1 pseudogene is annotated in these 378 nt (G+C 63.8%); it reads right to left on the bottom strand.

Features of this window, described 5'->3' with window-relative positions:
- Positions 1 to 378 (bottom strand): annotated as a pseudogene (gene dnaE, locus CBX98_RS25595) (DNA polymerase III subunit alpha); the annotation flags it as partial.

Raw genomic sequence — 378 nt, 5'->3', positions numbered from 1 at the left:
GCGGCGCGAAGTCGGTCAGCGGCGTGGGTGCGATCACGACGCCACCCGCATGCTTACCGGCATTCCGCGTCAGGCCTTCGAGGCTGAGCGCGAGGTCGATCAACTGGCGCGGTTCTTCTTCCTGCTCGTAGACGTCGCAGAATTCCCTGACGATGCGATCGGGCTCTTTCTTCGACTTTTCCGTGCGGCCGAGCGCGTCGCCCAGCGTGAGGTCGAGTGGCCGGTTGGGAATGAGCTTGGCCAGGCGATCCACCTGACCGTAGCCCATGCCAAGCACACGGCCGGAGTCGCGCAACACGGCCTTCGCCGCCATGGAGCCATAGGTGATGATCTGGCTGACATGGTCGCGGCCGTATTTACGCGCGACATAGTCGATCA

Source organism: Vibrio sp. T9, from assembly GCF_003123985.1.
Taxonomy (GTDB): Bacteria; Pseudomonadota; Gammaproteobacteria; order Enterobacterales; family Vibrionaceae; genus Vibrio; species Vibrio diabolicus.
Note: the sequence above shows the minus strand (reverse complement) of the source record. Positions and strands in the feature narration are given on the sequence as shown.